Origin of the sequence: Paraburkholderia xenovorans LB400 (assembly GCF_000013645.1) — a bacterium.
Classification (GTDB): domain Bacteria; phylum Pseudomonadota; class Gammaproteobacteria; order Burkholderiales; family Burkholderiaceae; genus Paraburkholderia; species Paraburkholderia xenovorans.
Window position 1 is genome coordinate 1,960,746 of the sequence record NC_007951.1, and the last position, 19,319, is coordinate 1,980,064.

General features: G+C 62.1%; 21 protein-coding genes and 1 pseudogene. 12 read left to right on the plus strand and 10 right to left on the minus strand.

Features of this window, described 5'->3' with window-relative positions; translation table 11 throughout:
• The first annotated feature begins 20 nt into the window (after nucleotides 1-20).
• The 3 genes from BXE_RS08590 to BXE_RS08600 all read left to right on the plus strand — a co-directional run bounded on the left by BXE_RS08590 (nucleotide 21) and on the right by BXE_RS08600 (nucleotide 2,243).
• Nucleotides 21-794, plus strand: coding sequence for an SDR family NAD(P)-dependent oxidoreductase (locus BXE_RS08590; protein WP_011487959.1), 774 nt, complete (start codon nucleotides 21-23; stop codon nucleotides 792-794).
• 47 nt (nucleotides 795-841) lie between these two features.
• Complete coding sequence (locus tag BXE_RS08595) at nucleotides 842-1,579, plus strand: SDR family oxidoreductase (RefSeq protein WP_038456387.1); 738 nt, start codon at nucleotides 842-844, stop codon at nucleotides 1,577-1,579.
• Between the two features lie 169 nt (nucleotides 1,580-1,748).
• The gene (locus tag BXE_RS08600; RefSeq protein ID WP_233518794.1) at nucleotides 1,749-2,243 is read left to right on the plus strand and encodes a hypothetical protein; all 495 of its coding nucleotides are present in this window, start codon (nucleotides 1,749-1,751) and stop codon (nucleotides 2,241-2,243) included.
• Nucleotides 2,244-2,286: 43 nt separating this feature from the next.
• Here BXE_RS08600 and BXE_RS08605 read toward each other — a convergent pair whose 3' ends face one another.
• The 3 genes from BXE_RS08605 to BXE_RS08615 form a co-directional block, all read right to left on the minus strand.
• Complete coding sequence (locus BXE_RS08605) at nucleotides 2,287-2,505, minus strand: tautomerase family protein (RefSeq protein ID WP_011487962.1); 219 nt, start codon at nucleotides 2,503-2,505, stop codon at nucleotides 2,287-2,289.
• A 98-nt stretch (nucleotides 2,506-2,603) separates the two neighbouring features.
• Nucleotides 2,604-3,503 carry an SDR family oxidoreductase gene (locus tag BXE_RS08610; protein ID WP_011487963.1) on the minus strand — a complete coding sequence of 300 codons (900 nt, stop codon included), beginning with the start codon at nucleotides 3,501-3,503 and terminating at the stop codon, nucleotides 2,604-2,606.
• 20 nt (nucleotides 3,504-3,523) lie between these two features.
• On the minus strand, nucleotides 3,524-4,264 hold the full coding sequence (locus BXE_RS08615; protein ID WP_011487964.1) for an SDR family oxidoreductase: 741 nt from the start codon (nucleotides 4,262-4,264) through the stop codon (nucleotides 3,524-3,526).
• 111 nt (nucleotides 4,265-4,375) lie between these two features.
• Here BXE_RS08615 and BXE_RS08620 point away from each other — a divergent pair, with 111 nt between their 5' ends.
• Nucleotides 4,376-5,272, plus strand: a complete 897-nt coding sequence (locus BXE_RS08620) for a LysR family transcriptional regulator (RefSeq protein WP_011487965.1) — start codon at nucleotides 4,376-4,378, stop codon at nucleotides 5,270-5,272.
• Between the two features lie 29 nt (nucleotides 5,273-5,301).
• On the opposite strand, the gene BXE_RS48145 is transcribed toward BXE_RS08620, so the two are convergent.
• The 5 genes and pseudogenes from BXE_RS48145 to BXE_RS08640 form a co-directional block, all read right to left on the minus strand.
• Nucleotides 5,302-5,472, minus strand: coding sequence for a helix-turn-helix domain-containing protein (locus BXE_RS48145; RefSeq protein ID WP_148222930.1), 171 nt, complete (start codon nucleotides 5,470-5,472; stop codon nucleotides 5,302-5,304).
• Between the two features lie 41 nt (nucleotides 5,473-5,513).
• Nucleotides 5,514-6,194 (minus strand): annotated as a pseudogene (locus BXE_RS48150) (AraC family ligand binding domain-containing protein); the annotation flags it as partial.
• Between the two features lie 218 nt (nucleotides 6,195-6,412).
• Nucleotides 6,413-7,363 (minus strand): Glu/Leu/Phe/Val dehydrogenase dimerization domain-containing protein, encoded by a 951-nt coding sequence (locus tag BXE_RS08630; protein ID WP_011487967.1) that lies wholly within the window; start codon nucleotides 7,361-7,363, stop codon nucleotides 6,413-6,415.
• Between the two features lie 248 nt (nucleotides 7,364-7,611).
• Nucleotides 7,612-8,391 (minus strand): glycine betaine ABC transporter substrate-binding protein, encoded by a 780-nt coding sequence (locus BXE_RS08635; protein ID WP_011487968.1) that lies wholly within the window; start codon nucleotides 8,389-8,391, stop codon nucleotides 7,612-7,614.
• Between the two features lie 105 nt (nucleotides 8,392-8,496).
• Nucleotides 8,497-9,630 carry an L-dopachrome tautomerase-related protein gene (locus BXE_RS08640; protein ID WP_011487969.1) on the minus strand — a complete coding sequence of 378 codons (1,134 nt, stop codon included), beginning with the start codon at nucleotides 9,628-9,630 and terminating at the stop codon, nucleotides 8,497-8,499.
• A gap of 140 nt (nucleotides 9,631-9,770) precedes the next feature.
• On the opposite strand from BXE_RS08640, the gene BXE_RS08645 reads away from it, so the two are divergent.
• From BXE_RS08645 to BXE_RS08670, 6 genes are all read left to right on the plus strand, one after another.
• Nucleotides 9,771-10,670, plus strand: a complete 900-nt coding sequence (locus BXE_RS08645; RefSeq protein ID WP_011487970.1) for a LysR family transcriptional regulator — start codon at nucleotides 9,771-9,773, stop codon at nucleotides 10,668-10,670.
• 168 nt (nucleotides 10,671-10,838) lie between these two features.
• Nucleotides 10,839-11,852 (plus strand): zinc-binding alcohol dehydrogenase family protein, encoded by a 1,014-nt coding sequence (locus BXE_RS08650; protein ID WP_011487971.1) that lies wholly within the window; start codon nucleotides 10,839-10,841, stop codon nucleotides 11,850-11,852.
• Nucleotides 11,853-11,935: 83 nt separating this feature from the next.
• Complete coding sequence (locus tag BXE_RS08655) at nucleotides 11,936-12,589, plus strand: oxygen-insensitive NAD(P)H-dependent nitroreductase NfsB (protein ID WP_011487972.1); 654 nt, start codon at nucleotides 11,936-11,938, stop codon at nucleotides 12,587-12,589.
• A 96-nt stretch (nucleotides 12,590-12,685) separates the two neighbouring features.
• On the plus strand, nucleotides 12,686-12,973 hold the full coding sequence (locus tag BXE_RS08660) for a putative quinol monooxygenase (protein WP_011487973.1): 288 nt from the start codon (nucleotides 12,686-12,688) through the stop codon (nucleotides 12,971-12,973).
• A 57-nt stretch (nucleotides 12,974-13,030) separates the two neighbouring features.
• On the plus strand, nucleotides 13,031-13,390 hold the full coding sequence (locus BXE_RS08665) for a CidA/LrgA family protein (RefSeq protein WP_011487974.1): 360 nt from the start codon (nucleotides 13,031-13,033) through the stop codon (nucleotides 13,388-13,390).
• Entirely contained in the window at nucleotides 13,387-14,109 is a 723-nt protein-coding gene (locus BXE_RS08670) for an LrgB family protein (RefSeq protein WP_011487975.1), read from the plus strand. Before BXE_RS08665 ends, BXE_RS08670 begins: the two co-directional genes overlap by 4 nt.
• A 423-nt stretch (nucleotides 14,110-14,532) precedes the next feature.
• Here the strand turns inward: BXE_RS08670 and BXE_RS08675 are convergent, their stop codons facing one another.
• Complete coding sequence (locus BXE_RS08675; protein ID WP_158340898.1) at nucleotides 14,533-15,279, minus strand: EthD domain-containing protein; 747 nt, start codon at nucleotides 15,277-15,279, stop codon at nucleotides 14,533-14,535.
• Nucleotides 15,280-15,293: 14 nt separating this feature from the next.
• Nucleotides 15,294-16,355: an LLM class flavin-dependent oxidoreductase gene (locus tag BXE_RS08680; protein ID WP_011487977.1), complete on the minus strand. Its 1,062-nt coding sequence runs from the start codon at nucleotides 16,353-16,355 to the stop codon at nucleotides 15,294-15,296.
• An 807-nt stretch (nucleotides 16,356-17,162) separates the two neighbouring features.
• Here BXE_RS08680 and BXE_RS08685 point away from each other — a divergent pair.
• Nucleotides 17,163-17,900 (plus strand): SDR family oxidoreductase, encoded by a 738-nt coding sequence (locus BXE_RS08685; protein WP_011487979.1) that lies wholly within the window; start codon nucleotides 17,163-17,165, stop codon nucleotides 17,898-17,900.
• 14 nt (nucleotides 17,901-17,914) lie between these two features.
• Nucleotides 17,915-18,910, plus strand: coding sequence for a 2-hydroxyacid dehydrogenase (locus BXE_RS08690; RefSeq protein WP_011487980.1), 996 nt, complete (start codon nucleotides 17,915-17,917; stop codon nucleotides 18,908-18,910).
• The last annotated feature ends 409 nt before the right edge of the window (nucleotides 18,911-19,319 follow it).

Below are 19,319 nucleotides of genomic sequence, written 5' to 3' on the forward strand. Positions count from 1 at the left end.
TCGTACTGCCGGATATTGCTATGTCACGGATCTTCATTACTGGTTCGACCGATGGCCTGGGATTCATGGCCGCCGAATTACTTCTTTCCCAGGGACACGAAGTCGTGCTGCACGCGCGCAGTCCGCGGCGTGCCGACAACGTGCGCCAGCGTCTTCCCGGCGCTGCCGCGATTGTGACCGGCGACCTCTCGCGCATAGCGGAAATGAAATCGGCTGCGGAGCAGGTCAACCGGCTCGGAACGTTCGACGCAGTCATTCATAACGTGGGTATCGGCTACCGCGAGCCGAAAAGAATCGAGACGGAAGACGGACTGCCACATGTCTTTGCCGTCAACGTGATGGCGCCGTACGTGCTGACGGCTCTGATCGAGCGACCACGTCGTCTCGTGTACCTCAGTTCCGGCATGCACCATGGGGTTACCGCGAACCTCGGGGACACACGCTGGAAGCAGCGCCGCTGGAATGGCTCCGAGGCCTACGCCGAGAGCAAGCTGTACGACGTTCTGCTCGCCTTTGCCATTGCCCGCCGCTGGCCCGACGTCATGTCCAATGCGCTGGAGCCCGGCTGGGTGCCGACGCGCATGGGCGGCCCTTCGGCACCGGACGATCTCGATCAGGCACATCGCACGCAGGTCTGGCTGGCCGCCAGTGATGATCCGGGTGCGATGGTCTCGGGCGAGTATTTTTACCACCTGCAGCGGCGTGCGCCGAATCCCGCAACGCGAGATCACAGCACGCAGGACAGGCTGATTGATCTGTGCGAGTCGTTCTCCGGTATCCGGCTGCCCGATTGAGCACGCGGCCAAAGATGCGTCCCGACTGTTTCACAAATGGAAACCCTATGAACATCAAAGGTTGTACGGCACTCGTCACAGGTGCCAATCGAGGCTTGGGGAAGGTTATCGTCGACCAGCTGGCGCAGGCCGGTGCTGCCAGAATCTACGCCGGTATGCGTAATCCAGCTGTGATCGGGCACGACGTCGTTACGCCAGTCGCGCTCGATGTCACGGACGCGGATTCCGTGGCGCGCACGGCAGAGAAGTGCAGCGATGTCGACCTGGTCATCAACAACGCAGGCATCATGCTCGCAACGCCAATGCTTGCTGACGATTCGGAACAGGCGCTGCGCCGCGAACTGGATGTGAATGCGTTTGGCCCATTGCGCATCGCCAAGGCGTTTGCTCCGATCCTGGCGCGCAACGGCGGTGGTGCGATTGTCAACATGCTGTCGGTGGTGAGCTGGTATGTCTATCCGTTCAACGCCACCTATTGCGCTTCGAAGTTCACGGCACTGGCGATGACCGACGCCATGCGCGTGGAACTGAAGGCGCAGGGAACGCACGTGATGGGCGTCTATGCCGGCTTTATCGACACGGATATGGCCGCTCGCGTGACGGGCGAAAAGACCTCACCGGTTCAGGTTGCCGAGCGAATGCTGGCGGGCCTCCGGGCAGGAAAGGATCACGTGCTTGCAGACGCCGCGGCCGAGGAGCTTTGGCGTGCGGTCAGGTTCGAGCCGGAGCGTGTTGCCGCCTGGGCTCAATCGCTTTGGGACGCGGGTCGAGCGTGGGCCGTCTAGTATGACGAGCCGTTGCTCGCGTACCGGCTGGGGTTTCGTTCGTACAGGCCGGTTGGGACGCGCGGTGTGGCTGGCCCGTCGGCGCGGGCGCAACGTAGCTGGGAGCGGAAACGGCGTACAGCGGAGCGATCCGGCGCGATGGTTTCGGTGCCTGGTTGCGCCCGCATGCGTGCTGGCGGCGACGCTGGGAGCGGCGGCCTGCAGCGGTACGCACGAGCCCGATGCCGCGGGCCGGATGACGATGCGCTCGGCAGTGACCTATCGGTTCCTGCTGCGCAATACGCCGTTCTTCACGGCTTTGTCCACCGAACAATTGCAATGGGTCATCCGCCATTCTCATGAATGGGCGGCCGATGCCGGCGCTGTCATCGCAAAATGCGAGGACTCGCGCGCGCCCGACGCGCCATACTGGATTTTGCTCGACGGAGGCTGGCAGGTCGAAACTGGCGGCCGCACGTTCGCGAGAGGTCACGCCGATCCCGGGAAGTGGTTCAGCGGGTCGGAAGGGCAGGGGCAGTCCTGCCAACTCGTCACCAATCAGTTCAGCTATGTGATGCGTATCGATCACGCCGACATGCAACACATGCTCGGCCGCGGGTTCCAATTGGGCTCGCATCTGGATAGCGGGGCGCGCTATTACCGGTCGATTTTCGGAAATGAATAATGCGCAGCCTCATCTCGGGTTGCGAATTATTTAGCGATGCGTATTAACTACCGGCTGGTCGCTTCCTCAACGTCTCCGCCGTAATGATTTCACGGGCGCGATAATATCCGCCATCGGCTACATCTTCAATCAGGATCATGGTCGTCTGACGCGATCCTTCTCCAAAAAAACCCGCCAGCGTGTCGGCGAGGCGCGCAACAAGATCTGCTTTTTGCTGTTCGTCGATGAGACCGGCTGGGATCTTCACATTGGCAAAGGGCATGGCGCTACTCCTGCAAGGTTGGGGGTCTCCGCGATCCCGTCTGTCGTGACACCGCAGACTCGCGGACAAAAACTGGACGATTCATCCCGCGACGCCGATCAAGCCCTGGCTCGCGGCTTCAGCAGATCGGCGAGACCGAAGCGAGTCAGCACCTCGGTACGCATGCGGTCGGCTACCGCGTTGACCACGGCCGCGCCGTCGTCGGACGGGTCGATATGTACGCGGAACGGGCGCTTGCCGAACGGCGTATCGACGACACGCACGATCTCGCGCGCCACCTCTTCCGGATCGGCGTCGGCCGGTTCAGCCGAAATCTGGCCTTTCATGCTGATGTCGGCGATATCGGCCGTCGGGCCCTTCGCGTACTCCGCTGCGCGCGCCGCATCTTCCGGTGCGCCGGCATGCGCGAAGTGGTTGGTGCCTTTGGTGAACGCACCCGGCACGACGATGGTCGACTCGATACCCCAGCGCGCGAGTTCCGACGCATAGCTGACCGCGAGCGCGTCCATTGCCGCCTTGACGGCGAAGTACGGCGCCAGATACGGCGGCGTGCCGCCGCGCGTGCTCGACGAGCCAACCCACAGCAGCAGTGCCTCACCTTGCTTGCGCATATGCGGCAGCGCCGCGCGGTTCAGGCGCTGGGTACCGACCACGTTGACGTCGTAGAGGTGGATGTACTGCTCGGGCAGAAACGCTTCGGCCGGCCCGTAAGCCATATGGCCGGCATTGTGGACGAGCACGTCGAGGCGGCCCGATTCGGCGATCACCTTCGCGACCGCCGCATCGACCGATTCCTGCGAGGTCACGTCGAGTTCGAGCGCACGCAGGTCGACACCATGTTCCTTCGACCAGGCGGCCGTCGCTGCCGCTTGCCTTACGTTACGGCCGGCGATGTCGCGCATGGTGCCGTACACGGTATGGCCCGCGTGGGCGAGTGCCCGCGCAGCCATAAGGCCGAAGCCGCTGGACGCGCCGGTAACGAGAATGATCTTGCTCATGCCTTGCTCCGTTTATTCAGTTAGATGATGCCGCCGTTGGCGCGCAGGACCTGGCCGTTGATCCAGGCGCCGTCGGGACCCGCGAGGAATGCGACCGCATTGGCGATGTCTTCCGGCTGGCCCAGGCGTTCGAGCGGCGCCAGTCTGGTCAGGTGGTCGATGACTTCCGGGGTCTTGCCGTCGAAGAACAGTTCGGTGGCCGTCGGGCCGGGTGCCACGGCATTGACCGTGATGTTGCGGCCGCGCAGTTCCTTCGACAGCACGTGCGTCATGGCTTCGACGCCGGCTTTGGTGGCCGCGTAGATCGCATAGGTCGGCTGATAGAGGCCGACCACGCTGGTCGAGAAGTTGACGATGCGGCCGCCCGGACGGAGCCGGTTGGCGGCTTCGCGCAGCGTGTTGAAGGTGCCCTTCAGGTTGACCTTGACGATGCGGTCGAAGGTTTCGTCATCCATCGACGCGATGGGTTTGAGGCCGATGATGCCGGCATTGTTCACGAGCACGTCGACGCCGCCGTAGGCGGTTTCGGCGGCCTCGAACATGCGGCGTACAGCGGCGGCATCGCTGATATCGGCCTTGGCCGAGCGCGCGCGGCCGCTTGCTTCTTCAATCTGTTCGACGACCGCAGCGGCGGCGGCATCGCTGCCCGAGTAGTTGACGACGACGGTCAAGCCGTCGGCCGCCAGCCGTTTGGCGATGGAGGCGCCGATCCCCCGGGAGGCCCCGGTAACGATGGCGACCTTGCTGGTTTCCTGTGCCATTTTTCACGCTCCTGTACGGGTTGAATGACTGCGGAGGAAAGATAGTCCTTTTTGGTATGGCGGATAAACTGGCTAGAATTGGCATCACAATTCTGAATCTGGAACAATGGAATGGATCGGATCGACGCCATGCGCCTGCTCGTCCGGATCGTGGAGCGCGGCAGTTTTGCTGCCGCCGCGCGGGATCTGGACGTGCCGCGTTCGAGCGTGACGCAGGGGATTCAGGAACTGGAGCGGCGCCTCGGCGCGCAGTTGCTTCAGCGGACGACGCGGCAGGTGCGGCCGACGCTCGACGGCGAGGCTTTCTACCGGCGTTGTCTTGGCATCATTGCGGATGTCGAGGAAGCCGAAGCCGCATTCAACGGCGCAAAGCCGTCGGGTCTGGTGCGAGTCGACGTTCACGGCACACTCGCGCGATATTTCATGATGCCAGCGTTACCGAGCTTTCTGGACACCTATCCGGATATCCAGGTGCAGATCAGCGAGGCGGATCGTCTGGTGGATCTGACTCGCGATGGCGTCGACTGCGTGCTTCGGGTGGGCGAACTTCCGGACAGCTCACTGGTCGGGCGCCGGATTGCCATGCTGAAGCAGGGGACGTTTGCCAGCCCGGAATATCTGGCGCGGCACGGCGTGCCGCAGCATCCTGCTCAACTTGAGGGGCACCGCATGGTTGGCTACCTGTCCCAGATCACGGGCGAGATTATCCCGCTGGAATTCCTGGTGGCCGGGAAGCGCCAGAGCATGACATTGCCGGCCAGCGTCATGGTGACGGGCGCTGAAACGAACATTAGCGCCGCCCGGCTGGGACTGGGTCTGGTCCAGGTGCCGCGCTACCGCGTGGCCGATGATCTCTCGGCGGGAACGCTGGCGGAAGTGCTGGGGAAATTTCCCCCGCGGCCGCTGCCTGTCCACGTGCTGTACACGCGCACGCCCCAGCTCTCGCCGCGCGTGCGCGTGTTCGTGGACTGGCTGGCGAAGGAATTTGCCGCCAGATTATCCGACTGATCAGGTATGAGGAGCGCCCGTGGCATCGGTTACGCGCCTGCCTGCCGCGGAGAGCTTGTGTACGAGCGGGATCGCCTTGCACTGGAGATTTGGCCTGGCGTCGAGCCGTAGCATGCCTTGAATTGCCGGCCGAGATGACTTTGGTCCGCAAAGCCCGCCAGGACGGCCGCATCGGAAATGCTCGTCCCCTCCGCCAACATCGATTTGACGCGCGTGGACGCAGTACGGTTTGATAGCGGTGAGGCGGCAGCCCATACACTTTGGCAAAGCTCCGGCAGAAATGGGCTTGTGACATGCCCGCCTGCTCCGAGAGCGTGGCAAGAGAGACGCTTTCGTCCCAGTGGGTATGCAAGTACGCGAGCGCGTCCTTCATTTGTTGTCGATTGCCGTTGCCCTCGCAGCGCGCATCCGAGCGCCTGGCACAGTCGTTGTAGCGCTTCAGGAGATCGGTCAGCAACCTGTCCCAGGGTGCTTCGGCCGTACGACCCTGACGCCGGAGCACAGGAAGAGGGAGCGTCTCGCCACGCACTAGCGTCGCGAAGCGCTGGACTAGCTCCGCATCATCAAGCGCATGCCCGGGCAACGAAGCGTCAGCCATACCGGCTTGCTGCGCCAGCTCGATCAAAAGTCGTGCGGGCACGTAAGCCATGACGTATTCGCAGGGTTCGTTGCCGACCACACGGCCACCATGTACCTGATGCGGACGTAGCACGACGATCTGACCGGCCCGGGCGACATTGGGTGCGCTGCCGACGACATTGTCCTTCGCACCATGGACGACTGCGGAGATGGCCCATGTGTCATGCATGTGCGGCGCGAAGCGGTGGGACCAGAATCGGGCGTGTAACGTTTCCACGCCGTCCAGCGTGGAAGGCGTGGTCCACCGTGCAAATTCTGCTACTGGATTCAGGGAGCCTGGCATCGGAATACCGGAACGTGAGCGACATCATGTGCGACGGTGAACGCTAACATAGCTATCGAATTCAGGCGCGGTCTCTCCGCGATGGCCTGACAGATTGCGCTGTCAACGGGCGTGGTTGGACCGGGCCGCGGCGAGGCGCCGTTCAGCAACGGCGATGGCTGCGGCCTGCGTCGTCATGTTCAGGCTGCCCGCGTCGTCAAGAACCGTCGCCACGTTTCTCACCACGGTTGCACGGGTATGGGCGTCGGATGCGTCGGGCGTGCGTGATGCAGTTCTATACCCGACGCATACATGAGACCGCCCGCGTTGGCGATGAAGTCCGGGACGTAGACGGTTTCCCGGGATCGCAGCGCATCGGCGATGTCTTCCGTCGCGAGCTGGTTGTTCGCGGCGCCGCAGATCACGCGTGCTGTGAGCCGGGGCACGATCTCGCGAGTCAGCACGCCGCCGAGCGCGCAAGGTGCGAGGACGTCGCAGCGTACCGTCATGGCTTCTTCGGGCGATACCCATGCTGCGCCGATTTCGTCTGCGAGGGGCCGGCGTGTTTCATCGATGTCGGACACCGTCAGGCGCGCGCCCTCGGCGGCATAGGCCCTCGCGATCAGCGTGCCGATTCCGCCGAGGCCAACCACGCTGACATGCAGGCCTTGCAACGAGTCTGCATTCAGAACCTGCCGGACGGCCGTGCGGATCGCCGCATCGAGACCGATATACGTACCGTACGTCGTGCCGCCCGCGCCGCCCGCCCGTTTCGAGAAACCGCCGACATAGGGCGTACGGCGGCGAATGGCGTCCATGTCGGACTCGCCGGACCCGACATCGGGACCGACGTGATAGATGCCGCCCAGCGCATGTACCTGATCGGCGACGTCGAGCAGGATCGCGTCTTTCAGCGATGCGCTAAGATTCGACCCGACCGGCAACGGCACAACGGCCTTGCCGCCCCCCGTTCCATTGTCGATAGCGGCGGCCTTGACAGTCATCGCCTGCGAAAGACGCAATACGTCCGCGACGGCGTCGGCGCCGCGCGCATAGGGCTTGATCCGCAGGCCGCCAATGGCGGGGCCAAGCAACGTTGAGTGCACGCCGATCATGACGGGCAGCCCGGTGCGCTGGCCGGGCTTGATCTGGACATGCTGATGGTCGGTCGGGATGAATAGTTCGCTCACGGAATTTTCCTGGACGAGGGAGGGGCGGGGCAGAAGGGGGCTATGTGCCGGGACCTCGTGACGAGCATTATTTGCAACGCGGCTTTTTCCGGATAGAACGTTTTTGCTCGGAGGGTGATTGAAATTCCCTTCCTTATCTCATGCAGCGATGCGACCTAATGCTGTGCAAGGGCTGTGCAAGGACGACGGTGCGCCGCGCCGGAGATCGTGTTCTCCGCGTGCGGCGACGTTCGGTTTCGTTCAGGGGCTCAGCCGGGTCTACGCGGTAAAGTCCGTGCGGCGTCTACCGGATCGAGCTCGTCCCGCGAGATAAGGTAGTCCAGCCGCGACACTTCTTCGTTGCCGAGGTACGTGCTGCGCAGGTCGAACACTGCGCCCACCGGCAACTGCTGCATCAAGCTATGCCGTGCGACGAGCGTGGCCTCGTCCGCGCCGCCCATCACGCCGTGCGGATCTTTCAGTTGCCGGATCGCGTATTTCTCGTGCAGGAACTGCGGCTTCCACAGCGGGACCACGACCCACTTGCCGAGCCGGACCGCTTCCTCATACGCGCCGACGCAGTCGTCCAGCGTGCCGTTTTCGAAGTGATAGCCCGATTCCGCGAGCGCGTACTGCGTGATCGCGGCGCGCGAGAACCGGCTGATGCCTGCGCCGGGACCGATGCCCTGAATGCGCTTTTCCATCCGCGCGACGGCTTCGGGTTTGCGCAGGTCGTCGATAGTCGAGACGACGTCCTCCGGCACGTAATCCGGTACACCCCAGTACGCATACGGGCGGTAAAGCACGGTGACCTTCTCAAACTGGTCGGCCATCGGATCGAAATAGACGCCGTGGCTGTCCGGCAGCCATGCACTGCACAGCATGTCGGCCGTGCCGTCACGCAATTGCTCGAACGCCCTTTCGTGCGGTGCGGTTGTTTCGACAACCGGCACGCCGTGGCTGGCGAGAATCGAGCGCACCACACCCGATGCTGCGTGATGAAAGGACAGGTCAATCGTGACGAGACGGACTTCGGCTTGTGTACTCATTTTGAGGTACCTCGGGAGCGGCGCCCGGCCCGCAGGCCGGGACGTCCGGTGAACGGACGCGCGCGATGCCGGCTTCCCTGACGACGGCGCGCGGGGGATCTCTGCTTACCGCAGGCCGGCTGGCAGGTTGACCCGGTAGAGCGCGACCGGGAAATGCACGGTGGAGTGGCCGTGGTTGAACGCGGGCGCGCCGTCGATCTGCGGAACCGGCAGATAGATGTGCCCGTGGCCGTCGACGAACGGCGCATCGACCCAGCGCAGGCGCTTGTCGCGCGCGAGCATCGAAATCGTGCCGCCGGGCGCACGCCGCATCAGCGAGTTGTCGGCGAGCGGCGTGTAGTACAGGCTGCCGTCCGCGCCCATTGCGGTGCCGCCGACGGGCGGGTTGTCGAACCACGTGCTTACGTGCTGTGCGAGCGCGTCGTCGCTGAGCGTGTCGTCGTCGAGGTAGCGCGTTTCGATCTGCGAAAGCGGACCCGACAGCGGACCGAAGTAGAAGGTCCGTCCGTCCGGACTCAGTTCAAGCGGGTCGGCGTTCACTTTCAGTGGCTGTCCGTCGCCGGCCGTCAGCACCTTGCCGTTGACGACAATCGTGTCCTGCGCGCGTGCGCGGGCGAACGACATGCCGTCGAAGCGTCGCCGCACGCTGCCGTCGTCGAGATTGAGCACGAGAATCGCACCTTCGCCTGCGTCGGTCAGATACGCGTGATTCCCGTTGATGCGGATGTCGTCGACGTACGTATGCGAGCGAATCGCTTCCTTCGGAAACGTGTAGACGCGGATCACCGTGTCAGTGCGCGGGTCGACATGAACCACCTTCGCGCCGTCCGCGACGGGTGTGCCGCCGAACTCGGGAGAGCCGGTGTCGACGATCCACAGGTCACCGTGCGCATCTTCGTGAATCGCGTTGACGCTGACGAACGTGTGCGCTGCGTCGCTGCCCGGCTTCCAGCCGTTCCAGGCGGCATCCGGGTAGGGCTTCAGCGTGCCGTTCTTTTCAGCGATGGCAACTGCAGGCCCGGTATTGCCGGTCCAGCGCGGCGAGCTGACGATGAAGCGTCCGTGCGCATCGACCGCGACGGCGTTCCACGGCATCTGCGTGTTCTCACGCACGGTGGCGAGCTTTGCCGTCTGCACCATCGGTGCGGATGCGGGCGCTGCATCGGCGAGTGAAACGGCACTGCCTAACAAGGCAGCGACAAACAGGGCTAAACGACGTTGGGTGAAGGTACGCAGCACGTTTTTCTCCGGCAGTGAATGAACGGTTGCGTCGGATTATGGTTGCCGGCTCAGGGCGGAAACAGGCGCAAGCAGCGCAATCAGCTTCGTGATAATTTTGAAAATCGCTCATGCACCTGTCTGCGGGGAGGCACATTTCAATGATCAGACTGGAAGACCTGCGGATTTTCCTTTTCGCCGCGGACAACGGCAGCCTGTCGGCAGCGGCACGCCAGTTGGACCTGACGCCAGCGGTTGCGAGCGTTGGCCTCAAGCGGCTGGAGGCGGAACTCGGCACGCGGCTGCTCGCGCGCTCGACGCGCAGCCTGCGGCTTACGCCGGACGGCGAACGCTATTTGCAGTACGCGCGCAACGTGATGGAGCAGGTGGATGCAGGTCGCAACGCGGTAGCACACGGCCGCAGGATGATCGGCGGCGCGGTTTCACTGTCGGTGCCGTCCGATCTGGGGCGTCACGCGCTGCTCGAATGGCTCGACGAGTTTCAGGTGCAATATCCGGACGTATCGCTGCAGGTCCGCATCGGCGATCACGTGACCGACATGTTCCGTGCACCCATCGGCCTTGCGATCCGCTACGGCGTGCCCGAAGACTCGACGCTGGTCGCGTTGCCGCTCGCGCCGGACAACCGGCGTGTGCTGTGCGCGTCGCCCGCATATTTCGCGCGCCACGGTCGCCCGGAGACGCCGGCCGACCTGCGCAGGCACAACTGCCTGCGCTTTGCGCTGAGCGACACGCTGCATGATCGCTGGACTTTCTTCAGCGGCGGCAAGCCCGACGTGGTGAGTGTGCGCGGCAACCGCAGCAGCGACGACGGAGAACTGGTCCGGCGCTGGGCCGTGGCGGGGTTCGGGATCGCGTACAAGTCAAGGCTGGACGTGCTGAACGACCTGCGCGCCGGCCGCCTCGAAGCGGCGCTGACGGGATTCGACGGAGAAGGCGCGCCGCTGCACCTCGTCTGCGCACATCGGACGATGCTGTCGCCGACGGTCAACGCGCTGCGCGATTTCCTGTTGCAGAGGATCGGTGCCTATCTGGCGTAGGCCGGTTTCAATAGAATTTTGAAACTGATATTGCACTTCGCGCCTGTTACCCGGCGCGATACAGGCTGATCATACGCACCAGTTGGGCAAGTTCCGGGCAGTAAGTATGTCGTCTGCTGTGGCTGGCTGCCCTGATGCGATCTTCCCGTTCAAGCCTGGAGTGCAACGATGAAAGCTATTGGTTACTACCGCAATTTGCCGGTCAGCGATCCGGAATCGCTGGTCGATCTGACCTTGCCCGAGCCGGTGCCGGGCGAGCGCGACCTGCTGGTCGAAGTGCGGGCGGTGTCAGTCAATCCGGTCGACGTGAAGGTGCGCGCCGGCATGGCGCCGGAAGCCGGTCAGCCGAAGGTGATCGGCTGGGATGCGGCTGGCGTCGTGCGCGCGGTCGGCAAGGGCGTCACGCTGTTCAAGCCGGGCGACAAGGTCTGGTACGCCGGCTCGCTGCTGCGGGCGGGAACCAACAGCGAACTGCACGTCGTCGACGAGCGGATCGTCGGGCAGATGCCACAGACGCTCGATTTCGCCGCCGCGGCTGCGTTGCCGCTGACGACGATTACCGCATGGGAACTGCTGTTCGACCGTTTGAACGTGCCGGAAAGCGCGAAGCCGGGCGGCGCGACGCTGCTTGTGATCGGTGCGGCCGGCGGCGTTGGTTCGATTCTCGTGCAACTCGCGCGCAAGCTGACCGGCCTCACGGTGATCGGCACCGCGTCGCGGCCGGAAACCACGCAGTGGGTCAGCGGTCTCGGCGCCCACCACGTGATCGACCATACGAAACCGCTGTCCGAAGAACTGAAGCGCATCGGTTTCGATGGCGTCGACTACATCGCGAGCCTGAACCAGACGGACCATCACTTCGAGCAGATCGTCGCGTCGGTCAACCCGCAGGGGCACATTGCGCTGATCGACGATCCCGAACTGTTCGACTTCCGCAAGCTGAAGACGAAGAGCGTGTCGCTGCACTGGGAATTCATGTACACGCGCTCGATGTTCGCGACGCCCGACCAGATCCGTCAGCATGAACTGCTGAGCCGCGTCGCGTCGCTGATCGACTCGGGTGTGCTGCGCACGACGCTGAACGAAACGTTCGGGACGATCAACGCCGCGAACCTGCGGCGCGCGCACGAACTGATCGAGACCAATCGCGCGCGCGGCAAGATCGTGCTTGAAGGGTTCTGAGCGAAGCGCTTTACGGGTTGGTCCGGCTGTGCCCCATGCTGCCGGGCCGGCTGACATTTTTATCGACGAGGGAGGGCAGCATCGTGAATATTGCAGGCTATGCGAAGAAGCGGTACTCGACGAAAGCGTTCGATCCCGCGCGCAAGGTGCCCGACGAAACCATTGCACAGTTGCGCGAGCTGATTCGTTTCAGCCCGTCGTCGGTGAATTCACAGCCATGGCACTTCGTCGTCGCGTCGAGCGACGACGCGAAGGCACGTGTCGCGAAGGCGGCACAGGGTCGCTTCGCTTATAACGAGCCGAAAGTACGCAACGCATCGCACGTGTTCGTGCTGTGCGCACGTGTGCTGATCGACGATGTGCATCTTGCGAGTGTGCTGTTGCAGGAAGAGAACGATGGGCGCTTCGTCAGCGCCGACGCGCGCAACGCGCAGCGGAACTCGCGGCAGGGTTACGTCGACACGCATCGCTACGAGCTAAAGGACGCGCAGCACTGGATGGAGAAGCAGGTCTATCTCGCGCTGGGGACGCTGCTGCTCGGCGCAGCAGCGCTCGACGTGGACGCCTGCCCGATGGAGGGCTTCGACGCGAAGGTGCTCGACGACGAGCTGGGTTTGCGCGGAAAGGGCTTCACCAGTGTGGCGCTTGTGGGACTCGGCTATAGCGGAGAGGGCGATTTCAACAAGGCGCTGCCGAAATCCCGTCTGGCGGATGAGGTGGTCTTTACGGACATTTGAGTCCGGTAACGGACCAGCGTGCCGCAGAGTATTCAACGCGCCTGTATATAGCGCACTGTCCGGCTTCATCATGCGGTCGACGGGAGATTCACGCTCATGGGTATCAAATTCATCGTCGCGGTGATTACCACCGAACCCGCTCACGCGGATGCCGTCGAACAGGCGCTGCAAGCCGCCGTGCCCGCAGTGCGCGCGGAACCCGGCTGTATTCAATACGACCTGCACAGGGATCAGTCGAAACCAGGCCGGTTTGTCATGATCGAGCAGTGGAGCAACGAGCAGGCGTTGAAGGCGCATGGCGAAGCAGAGGCGTTCCGGAAACTGTCGGCCCTGCTCAGTGGCCGGGCGTCCCTCGAGATCACCGATCTGGCAAAAATTGCGTGACGAACCCGTAGGCTGTGTGCATCGGCAGCCGACCGGATTGCGGAGGGAGTATCTGGCATGCTGGCAGCGATTTCGACGCTTCTGCTGTTCCAGTTCGTTGGCGAGACGCTGGCGACGGTGACGCACGTGCCCGTACCCGGGCCGTTGATCGGCATGGTACTGCTGCTCGCGTGGCTGATGGTCCGTGGCGGGCCTTCGGTAGAGCTGGAGCGTTTCGGTCGCAGCCTGCTGTCGTGGCTGGCGCTGCTGTTCGTGCCGGCCGCCACCGGTCTTGTCACGGGACTCAGACTTCTCGAGGCCGACTGGTGGCGTATTGCGCTTGCCATTGCGGTGTCCACCGCGCTGGGTCTGGCGACGACAGGGTGGTTGATGGACAGGCTGACCAGGCTCATCCATGGCGGGCAGGGGCAACCATGACATTCACACTCGGACCGAGCCTCACTGAAGCCGTGCTGAGGACCCCGGTGTGGGGGCTACTGGCCACGTTGGCTGCATACCAGATCGGGCTGGTGGCTAACCGGCTCGCGAAGGGCAACGTGCTTGCTAATCCGGTGCTGGTGTCGGTGCTCCCGCTCGTGGTCCTGCTGACGGCGACGCACATCCCCTATCAGAGCTATTTCGCAGGCGCGAAATTCGTGCATTTCCTGCTCGGGCCGGCAACTGTGGCGCTTGCGCTGCCAATGTACCGTAATCTGCACCATATCCGCCGCACTGCGGGCGCGCTCGTTCCGGCGTTGTGCGCGGGCTCGATTGTATCTGCGGGTGCCGCATTTCTGATCGGCAAGTATTCCGGCGCCGCGCCAGTGGTGACGGCTTCGCTGATTGCGCATTCGGCCACCACGCCCATCGCGATGAGCATATCGGCCGGGATTGGTGGAGACCCGGCGTTGACCGCCACCTTCACGCTGTTCACCGGAATCATGGGCGTGCTGCTCGTACGCCTGATTTCCGCATTGGTACGCGTAACGGATTCACGTGCGCAGGGGTTAGCTGCAGGTACGGCCGGGCATGGACTGACGACGGCTCATATGCTGTCGATTAACGAAACCGCCGGTGCTTTCGGAGGACTGGCCATCGGCATGAATGGCGTGTTGACCGCTCTCCTGGCACCGATGCTGGCGTCGTTGGTGCGATGAAACCCGATTAGGGAAACGAGTTTGCAAAAACAGCGCCCTCCAGCGGCTACACATACTGAATTGCCAGACTGTTCGGCATCGGTTATGTATAAAAACCCAGTTCGATTTTCCGCAGAATGATCGACGATGAGATTTAAAGTTAGGCTAGGTGTTTTTAGTCACAGGGGAATAAAAGGATCAAGACGGGGCGACGTGCTCTTTTGCTGGGCTTCGTGTGAAACCTATTACCCCAACGGAGCGTCAACCCGCCCGGTTGTGTGAGTTCGATATCGTTCATGGTTGGCCCGGATAGACGGCAGGAAAGGCCCAGCCGCAATCCAGCGGTCTTGGAGATACGTGCTGCGACTGGCAACCTTGCCTGTCAACTTACCGGTTCATGCTCCGCTCACGGGTCTGGCAGCCCAGACGACCAAGCGACAAGCGTCAACTGACGCTACTATGTACGGCCGTGTGGGCACGTTCGCCGCGGACCCACTGCTCCCAGTCCATGCAGCGGATGCTGAAGAACGTTCTCGTGTCGATGAATACGGCGTTGTGCTCCTGCTGGGCTCCGGTCATCAGCGGGTCGGTGAAACAGGCGTGAGCGTCATCGGGTGTCCGGAACCAAGCCTCGACGAAACCATCGACCGGAGGCTGGGTATTTTCATATTCGGCATCCACGAGGGGATTGGCGACGTAGCGGGAGATGCCCTGGGTCGCGATGACGTTCAACGCATGATCGTCCCAATGCCGGCGGAACGCGCTCGGCTCCATGCCAGGTCGCCGTCTCATCGAGGTGATTACCCTGAGACCGCGCCCCGTGTCGAGCGGACCCTTTGGGGCGCCATTGACCGCCACGCGCTCCTCGCAAAGCAGCCAGGCGGAGGAACTATCCAGAAAATCCGCTTCGAGCTTGCAGGCGACGTCTTTGAATGAGGCTGCATTGTGGAGAGTGTCGAAGGCGAGAACATCGACTGCCTCGTAACGGTACCGGAGGTCACTGGGAGGCCCCGATAGTGGCGCGGGCTCTGTGCGCGGTGTCCTTGTATAGAACCGGAATCCGTCACTGTTGCTGGCGAGATCGGCGAGCGTGGCGGCAAAGTCGTCCCAAGCTAATGCGAATCTCGCTGCCTCTGCGGCGGTCATATTCATGCCGTCACGAGGGACCAATGTATGGAAGATCTTGTACATATTCGCGTCCGTTTTCATGGGGCTGTGCGGCCGAGATCCATGTCGGCGTGGATGAACATTTCGCTGACCATTTCCAGGGAACGGATACGGTCCTCAAGGCGGTACATCTGCGTCGTCATCATCAGTTCGTCTGCTCCGGTAGCCTCAAGGAGTTCCGTCAGCACCGAGCGAACGGTTTCGGGGCTTCCGATCGCTTGCCCGCGCCGACGCTGGCGGACAAAGGCCAGGTCTTCTTGCGTCCATGGGTGAGCCGCAACCTCCTCCGGTGAAGGCAGTTTGCCCGGACGTCCCTGGAACAGAAGCCGGAACATGAGGTCAGCCGACCGCGCTATTTGATCGGCTTCCTCGTCGGAGGGCGCACAGACCACCAGTGCCGTGACAATTGCATAGGGCTCGCTGAGAGCCGCAGAGGGCTTGAAGCTGCGCCGGTAATGCTCGAAGGCGGGTGCTGCTTCTCCCCTACCGAAGTGATGCGCGAAGGCGAACGGCAGTCCGAGCGACGCTGCCAGACCAGCGCTTTGGACGCTCGCACCGAGAATCCATAGCGCCGGAGGTTCTTCTGCCCGGGGCGAGACGAATACGTCGCGATATGGATGACCGTCAGGGAAATCGCCACGCAGGAAGCCAGCCAGTTGCCCGAGCTGCAAGGTGAACTGATCGCTGCCGTATCCCGCCAGGGAACGGGCAAGTACCATCGCAGTACCAGGGTCAGGCGTGGCCCTACCGACGCCAAGATCGATACGGCCCGGATAAAGCGCTGCCAGCGTGCTGAACTGCTCTGCGACGACCAAGGGGACATGGTTCGGCAACATCACGCCGCCTGCACCGACATGAATGCTGCGGGTGGCCGCTGCTAGCGCGCCGATTGTCACCACCGGGGCGGAACTGGCAACGCCGGGAACACCGTGATGCTCGGCCATCCAATAGCGGGTGAAACCTAGGTTCTCTGCATGCTGGGCCAGCTTGACGGTCGCTTCCAGGGCTTGGTGCGTGGTAGTCCCGGAGCCGACCATTGCCGTATCGAGGACAGACAGTCGGGGCGGCCTCATTGCTTTCTGCTGATCCCCATTGGGCATTGCACACCTCCAAATTGTTACGGCGATAATGTGTCACTAACAGACATTTGTCAATTTGCGACTATATCAGAACGGCGTTGGCATTGGATTGTTGGTGCGCATGCTGTTCTCTTGCTAAGGCTCCCGGGCGTGCTAACGGCGCGAATGCATGTGTGGCCATGCGTATCTGTGCTTTCGCGCAAAAAACATAAAACCGGCTCGGCGGATACACGCATTCTTGCAAAGCGCATGTGTGCCTTGCTGGTTGCGTGCGGTTTCGCACCGGCGTTGAGACAAACGAAGTCGATGCTCCAGGGGAGCAGTCCTTGCACGGGGACGCGACCATGAATTCCCTCATCACCGACGAAAAACGCGCAACCGCTGGCCAACGGCCTGGTTCGCGTTGCTGCACCGAATTTCGATCCGCTTCCTGTAGTCAAGCAGCTCACGGCCGGATGCCCATGCGATTGAGCAGCACCCGGCATTTGGGCCATCCATGTCGCCGCGGAATCCACGCGGCGGGCAATGAGCGAGCGCCGCGACATCATGCGTGCCGTGAGGGGGCCGGCAATGAGAGCTGGCCGTGTTCCAGCCCAGCGAGGATGGCCGCGCCATCGTGGACGGGGAGAGTAATCGCTAAGCCCTGTTGACACTGCAGGCGAAGTAGATGGGTGCCGTCCGCGTGCGGAAAGTCGCGAAGAAGATGAGATGGGGCAATCGGTGAACAGCCTTTGGGTCAGTCAGTTGCCATCGAAAATAATGTCACAGATTGACATTTGTCTCTTTGTGAACTAATGTCCAATCTTTGAACATGCAAGGTAGCGCACGATGTCAGACGAACAACAGAAGAAAATCGCGTTGGTTACCGGGGCGACCCGGGGTCTCGGATTTGAGACGGTGCGCCAACTCGCGGCAAGCGGGGTGCGTGTACTGCTTGGTGCACGAGACACCCATGCGGGAGAAGCGAAAGCTGCGGAACTGCGTGCCGAGGGGCTTGATGTTCGGCCCATCGCTATCGATTTGAATAATGCCGCTACCTTCGATCAGGCTGCCAAAGAAATTGATGCCCTGTTTGGCCGTCTGGACATCCTCGTGAACAATGCAGGTGTGATGTCCGACGCAGATGGTTTTCCCAGCGTCGCGAATCCCCAGGCGATGCGTGACGTTATCGAAATCAATTTCATCGCAACCGTCATCGTCACGCAGAACATGCTTCCCCTGCTGAGGAAATCGAAACATGGGCGTATCGTCAATGTTTCGAGCAGGGTCGGGTCACTGTGGTGGAATAGTGATCCGGACAACCCCGTCCCGGACAATAAATGGCTTGGTTATGCCGCATCCAAGGCAGCGGTAAACATGTTGACCGTCGAACTTGCCTACGAGTTGCGCGATACCCCTATCAAGGTGAATGCCATCTGCCCGGGCTATGTGAAGACAGAAATGAACAAGGGAGGCGGTTTCCTGACGATCGAAGAGGGCGCGCGCCCCGCCGTTCACTATGCACTTATTGGCGATGACGGCCCTACGGGTGGTTTCTTCGGTGGCGACGGACCGATCGCCTGGTGACGGGGGCATCCAATATGAAATCTGGACACGTCCTTATCCTGAGCGAACCATCGTCGGTCAGACTGTTTCGGGAAATAGAAGAGGCTTTGAAGCAGCATGTTTCCCGGGTCACGCATCTCCAGCACGACGATGAGATCGATCCGGCCGGCGAGCTTTGGCGATCAGCCGATGTATTGTTGGCATACGGCGGCTTTTCCTGCACCCGCGAGTTGATGTCTGCAGCTCCATCCCTTCGCGCCATCGTGAGCCCATGGACGGGGACGGAAGGGTTTGACGAAGCGGCGGCGACCGAGTTGGGCATCGTGGTGGCAAATGGCCAGGCGGAGGAAAATACGTTCAGCATGGCCGAGGCGACCGTCATGCTTATGCTCGCTTGCCTCTACAGCCTGCACGAAACGGAAGATGTGCTGCGGAAGAACCAGGCCCGGCCGCCATATCCAATTGCCCGTATGCTGCGCGGGCGCAGGGTAGGTCTTGTCGGTTTCGGCGGCATTGGTCGTCAGGTCGCCCGGCTGCTTGGGCCTTGGGGCGTTGAAATGGTGGCGTATAACCGCAGCGCCTTTACCGACGCGAACGTGAGCGCCGTCGGTCTTCCCACGCTGCTATCGACCAGTGACATCATTTCGCTGCACATCGGACTTAGCCCCGCTACCCGTCACTTGTTGAACGCGGAAAATCTCAAACTCGTCAGGCCGGGAACGATCCTCGTGAATACCGCTCGTGGTGGCGTGATCGATAAAGCGGCGCTCTATGAATGTGCTCGCGATGGCCGATTCGCCAAAATCGCACTGGACGTCTATGAGCAGGAGCCTTTATCTGAACTCAGCCCCTTGCGGAATCTGCCCAATGCGATATTGACTCCCCACATGGTGGGGCAGACACAGGAAGCGCGTGCCGCTCTCATTGCGCTGGCGGTACAAAACGTCACGCGGGTGATGGAAGGCGAGCCGCCCGTATGCTTCCGTAATCCTGAAGTTATTGCCAACTGGCGCGTGCGGCGAAAAATCTAGAGAGAAGGAGTTTGTCAGGGCGCGAGAAACTAAGCAGGCCCGGATGAGACCGCAGCTGTTCGGGGCGATGACTGAGCACCTTGCCGTCGCGGTTGTTATAAATTGCTTGAGGTCGTGAATTGATACCGTCCAGGCAAGTCAACTACTTGTATGGGCGGGGTTTTGCTCCAGTATGCTGAAGGCGGCCAACCGCCAGCCCAAGCTCCGACAGGCCCGCAAACGACGATATGCTTGCCGGTGACGTGGCCGGTGGAGTCATCGCCAGCGAAGTCTGGGTCCGATACGTTTGGTCCATATACGTCGGGCGCGTTTAAAGACATGTCCGACCAGGTGCGTGCGACGACAAAGGCCAGCAAGCTGCTGTTGGCCTTTGTCGTCAGCGCAGCGGACATATCTATCAAGCAGTCGG

What these genes read in the sequence shown, in the direction of transcription:
- BXE_RS08590 (WP_011487959.1), top strand. Translation starts at nt 21, where the DNA reads ATGTCACGGATCTTCATTACTGGTTCGACCGATGGCCTGGGATTCATG.
- BXE_RS08595 (WP_038456387.1), top strand. Translation starts at nt 842, where the DNA reads ATGAACATCAAAGGTTGTACGGCACTCGTCACAGGTGCCAATCGAGGC.
- BXE_RS08605 (WP_011487962.1), bottom strand. Translation starts at nt 2,505, where the DNA reads ATGCCCTTTGCCAATGTGAAGATCCCAGCCGGTCTCATCGACGAACAG.
- BXE_RS08610 (WP_011487963.1), bottom strand. Translation starts at nt 3,503, where the DNA reads ATGAGCAAGATCATTCTCGTTACCGGCGCGTCCAGCGGCTTCGGCCTT.
- BXE_RS08615 (WP_011487964.1), bottom strand. Translation starts at nt 4,264, where the DNA reads ATGGCACAGGAAACCAGCAAGGTCGCCATCGTTACCGGGGCCTCCCGG.
- BXE_RS08620 (WP_011487965.1), top strand. Translation starts at nt 4,376, where the DNA reads ATGGATCGGATCGACGCCATGCGCCTGCTCGTCCGGATCGTGGAGCGC.
- BXE_RS48145 (WP_148222930.1), bottom strand. Translation starts at nt 5,472, where the DNA reads ATGTTGGCGGAGGGGACGAGCATTTCCGATGCGGCCGTCCTGGCGGGC.
- BXE_RS08635 (WP_011487968.1), bottom strand. Translation starts at nt 8,391, where the DNA reads ATGAGTACACAAGCCGAAGTCCGTCTCGTCACGATTGACCTGTCCTTT.
- BXE_RS08645 (WP_011487970.1), top strand. Translation starts at nt 9,771, where the DNA reads ATGATCAGACTGGAAGACCTGCGGATTTTCCTTTTCGCCGCGGACAAC.
- BXE_RS08650 (WP_011487971.1), top strand. Translation starts at nt 10,839, where the DNA reads ATGAAAGCTATTGGTTACTACCGCAATTTGCCGGTCAGCGATCCGGAA.
- BXE_RS08660 (WP_011487973.1), top strand. Translation starts at nt 12,686, where the DNA reads ATGGGTATCAAATTCATCGTCGCGGTGATTACCACCGAACCCGCTCAC.
- BXE_RS08665 (WP_011487974.1), top strand. Translation starts at nt 13,031, where the DNA reads ATGCTGGCAGCGATTTCGACGCTTCTGCTGTTCCAGTTCGTTGGCGAG.
- BXE_RS08670 (WP_011487975.1), top strand. Translation starts at nt 13,387, where the DNA reads ATGACATTCACACTCGGACCGAGCCTCACTGAAGCCGTGCTGAGGACC.
- BXE_RS08675 (WP_158340898.1), bottom strand. Translation starts at nt 15,279, where the DNA reads ATGTACAAGATCTTCCATACATTGGTCCCTCGTGACGGCATGAATATG.
- BXE_RS08680 (WP_011487977.1), bottom strand. Translation starts at nt 16,355, where the DNA reads ATGCCCAATGGGGATCAGCAGAAAGCAATGAGGCCGCCCCGACTGTCT.
- BXE_RS08685 (WP_011487979.1), top strand. Translation starts at nt 17,163, where the DNA reads ATGTCAGACGAACAACAGAAGAAAATCGCGTTGGTTACCGGGGCGACC.
- BXE_RS08690 (WP_011487980.1), top strand. Translation starts at nt 17,915, where the DNA reads ATGAAATCTGGACACGTCCTTATCCTGAGCGAACCATCGTCGGTCAGA.